This window comes from Dokdonella sp. (genome assembly GCF_051958935.1).
GTDB lineage: Bacteria > Pseudomonadota > Gammaproteobacteria > Xanthomonadales > Rhodanobacteraceae > Dokdonella_A.
Genome location: NZ_JBQCFP010000173.1, coordinates 1 through 3600, shown reverse-complemented (window position 1 = coordinate 3600; position 3600 = coordinate 1). Strand labels below are relative to the sequence as shown.

The following is a 3600-nucleotide window of genomic DNA, read 5'->3' as shown; positions in this document are numbered from 1 at the left end:
AGCGGCTTCCACGGATGCAACACCCAGGTGGAGCTTGGTGCGCAGCAGGCGGCACAGATTCGTGAACATCCAGGTCACGCCCGGATCGTTGAACTGGCTCGCGATCGTCGGGTAGACCGGGATGTCCTCGTCTTTCAGCTGGAACGCCACGCGGTTGCGCTTCCACTGCTTGCGCACGTCGCGCAGCGCGTCTTCCGCGCCGCGCTTGTCGAACTTGTTGAGCACGACGAGTTCGGCGAAGTCGAGCATGTCGATCTTCTCGAGCTGGCTCGCCGCGCCGTAATCACTCGTCATCACGTACATCGGGAAGTCGACGAGGTCGACGATCTCCGAATCGCTCTGGCCGATGCCGGCGGTCTCGACGATGACGAGGTCGTAGCCCTGCCCCTTGAGGAACGCGACGCAGTCCTTGAGCACGATGCTCGTTGCCGCGTGCTGGCGGCGCGTCGCCATCGAGCGCATGAACACGCGGTGGCTGCGCAGCGAGTTCATGCGGATGCGATCGCCGAGCAGCGCGCCGCCGGAGCGGCGACGCGTCGGATCGACCGCGAGCACCGCGATGCGCATCTGCTGGAACGCCTGCAGGAAGCGCAGCATGAGTTCGTCGACGACCGAGGACTTGCCCGCGCCGCCGGTGCCGGTGATGCCGATGACCGGCGTGCGGCTGCCCGCGAGCTGCCATTCCTTGCGCAGGCGGTCGAGCACGAGCTCGTCGTGGCGGCCTTCCTCGATCGCCGTGAGCGCATGGCCCACCGCGATCTCGTCGTCGATCGACACCTGCGCGGGCGGTACCGCCTCGATGCCTTCGGCGGCGGCGCGCGCGGCCTGTGCCTCGCGCGTGCGCTTGATCACGTCCTCGATCATCGCGACGAGGCCCATGTGCATGCCGTCGTTGGGATGGTAGATGCGCTCGACGCCATAGGCCTCGAGTTCTCGGATTTCCTCCGGCGTGATCGTGCCGCCGCCGCCGCCGAACACGCGAATGTGGCTTGCGCCGCGCTCCTTCAGCATGTCGACCATGTACTTGAAGTACTCGACGTGGCCGCCCTGGTAGCTCGACAGCGCGATCGCGTCGGCGTCTTCCTGCAGCGCGGCGCGCACGACGTCTTCGACCGAGCGGTTGTGGCCGAGGTGGACCACTTCGGCGCCCTGCGCCTGGATCAGGCGTCGCATGATGTTGATCGCGGCGTCGTGGCCGTCGAACAGGCTGGCCGCGGTGACGAAGCGCAGCGGCGCCTGCTCGGCGGACGCGTCATGGAGGGGCAGGTTCCGGGCGGTCGTGCTCATGTCGCGGTCGCGTGGTGAGGTGAGGATGCAATTGTAGCGCCATGCGCGAGGTGGGCGCCCGGGAAAAGGGGACGGAGTCATTTTTCCGACCCGCGTTGCGTGCGTGACCGCCAGGAAAAATGACTCCGTCCCCTTTTCCGGCTATGCGAGGTCGTCGATGTGCCTGGGCCAACTGTCCTTGAGCAGGCGGCTGAACGCTCGATCGGCGAGCAGGCGGCCGCCGGTCTGGCAGCGCGCGCAGTAGTTCGCCTCGTTGTCGGCATAGACGATGCGCTGCACGGGCGACCCGCAGACCGGGCACGGCTGGCCATAGCGACCATGTACGGCCATTTCCGGGTGGAACGCGGTGACCTTGTCGGGCCACGCGCCTGCCTCCGTGCGCAGGCGCACGGTCCATTCCTCGAGCACGGTGCGCGTGGCGACGTAAAGGCGCTCGATCGCCGTGTCGTCGAGCGACTGCGTGAGTGCGAACGGCGACAGCTGCGCGCGATGCAGGATCTCGTCGCTGTACGCATTGCCGATGCCGCTGAACGCGCGCGGGTCGGTGAGCGCGCGCTTGAGCGTGTGGTTCTCGCGCACGAGCCGCTCGCGGAACGCGGCGAGGTCGGCGACGAACACGTCGATACCGCCGGGGTCGAGCGCCGCGAGCGCATCCGCGCCTTCGACGACGTGGATCGACGCGCGCCGCTTCGTCCCGGCCTCGGTGAGCACGAGCTGGCCATGGTCGAACGCGAACGCGGCGAGCGCGATGCGCCCCGGTGTCTTCGCGTGCGGCGCGAGCCAGCGCAGCCGGCCCGCGATCATGAGATGGATGACGAGGAAGAACCCCCCTTCGAACTCGAGCACGACGCGCTTGCCGAGGTTGCGCGCATCGACGACCGCCCGCCCTTCGAGCGCGGTGACCGGCGGCATCGCCGTGCGCAGCACGAACGCATTGAGGATGCGCACGGTGCGCAGCACCTCGCCCTGCAGCACATCGCGGATGCGCTCGACGTAAACGGTGATGTCGGGGAGTTCCGGCAAGGCGCGACTCGTCCGGCGCGCGCGGCTGCGCCGATGGGGCATGGTAGCGGCGAGCCGTGGGGATTGCAGGTCGAGCCCCGGCCATCGCGACTGAAGTCGCTCCTGCACGGCCCCCGAAGCGCCTCGGCACGCATGTAGGGCGGTACGCGCGCAGCGCGTGCCGCCGTCAACCCTTCACCCAAAGCAGAGCATCGCGACTTCCGCAGACACGCGAGCCACTTCGGGGTCTGCGAGAGCCGTAGGGCGGATCAAGCCGCGCAGCGGCGGATCCACCTTTACACCTCGGCGTCTTCGCACCCGGCAGCTCCGGCCTTCGGCCTTGAGCCGCCCTACGATTGTCGGCAGGCCGTGGCGCAAGATCATCGCGCCTTCCGCCGCTCCCACTTCGGGATCTGCGAGAGCCGTAGGGCGGATCAAGCCGCGCAGCGGCGGATCCGCCTTTACACCTCGGCGTCTTGGGACTCGGCGGCTCCGGCCGTCGGCCTTGAGCCGCCCTAAGGTTGTCGGCAAGCCGTGGCGCCAACGCATCGCGGCTCCCGCCGCTCCCACGGAAAAGGACGCGGTCCTCACTCCGGCAACGGCGGCGCGCGCAACGCCACCGGCGTGGACTGCACGATCGAGCTCGTCGTGTTGCCGTAGGCGAGCAGCTCGTCGAGCACGGCTTCGAGCAATTCGACGCGGCCGACGAGCACCTTCATGATGAAGCAGCCGCGACACGCGCGCGGTGTACGAGCCGCCTCAGCAGAAACCGTAAGGCAGGTTCGGCGAGGACACGACGCGCTCGCCGACCGTCTCGCCGCGCAGGAAGCGCAACGCGCCGTCGATCACCGCCGCATCGTCGACGACGCGGTGATGGCCGAGCCCCGTCGTCGTGAGCAAGCGCGCGGCCGGCCAATGGCGCGCGTAGCGCTCGCCCTCGGCCCACGGCACTTCGCGGTCGTCGAGGTCGTGCACGATGAGCACGGGGCGCGCGATCGCGGGTGCCTTGAGATGCGCCTGCAGGCTCGCCACGCGCAGCGGGTGTTTCGCTTCGTATTCGTCGAACAGGTGCGTGCGCAGGTATTCGGCGAGACCGACGAAGCGGCCAAAGCGCGATGCCGCATCGAGCGGATCGGCCGCGGGTGCGACGAGGATCGCGCGCTCCGCCGCGACGCCGTCGGCGAGCGCGAGCGTGGCCGCCGCGCCGCCGAGCGAGTGGCCGATCACGGCCGCCGCGGGGCCATGGCGGCGTGCGACCTCGGCGAGCACGGCGGCGAAATCCGGCAAGGTCGTGCGCCGTCCGCTGCTGCG

At 69.2% G+C, this 3600-nt stretch carries 4 protein-coding genes; all 4 read right to left on the bottom strand.

Going from position 1 to position 3600, the window contains the following annotated elements; genetic code table 11:
* Positions 1–1287: cobalamin-dependent protein (locus ACTHK2_RS16320; RefSeq protein ID WP_440246774.1), on the bottom strand; the 1287-nt coding region annotated here is incomplete at its 3' end.
* A 141-nt stretch (positions 1288–1428) separates the two neighbouring features.
* A complete protein-coding gene (locus ACTHK2_RS16315; protein ID WP_440246772.1) occupies positions 1429–2310 on the bottom strand; it encodes an Fpg/Nei family DNA glycosylase in 882 nt (293 codons plus the stop codon).
* Between the two features lie 566 nt (positions 2311–2876).
* On the bottom strand, positions 2877–3008 hold the full coding sequence (locus ACTHK2_RS16310; protein WP_440246771.1) for a hypothetical protein: 132 nt from the start codon (positions 3006–3008) through the stop codon (positions 2877–2879).
* Positions 3009–3048: 40 nt separating this feature from the next.
* A partial coding sequence (locus ACTHK2_RS16305; RefSeq protein ID WP_440246769.1) for an alpha/beta fold hydrolase occupies positions 3049–3600 on the bottom strand: 552 nt, incomplete at its 5' end.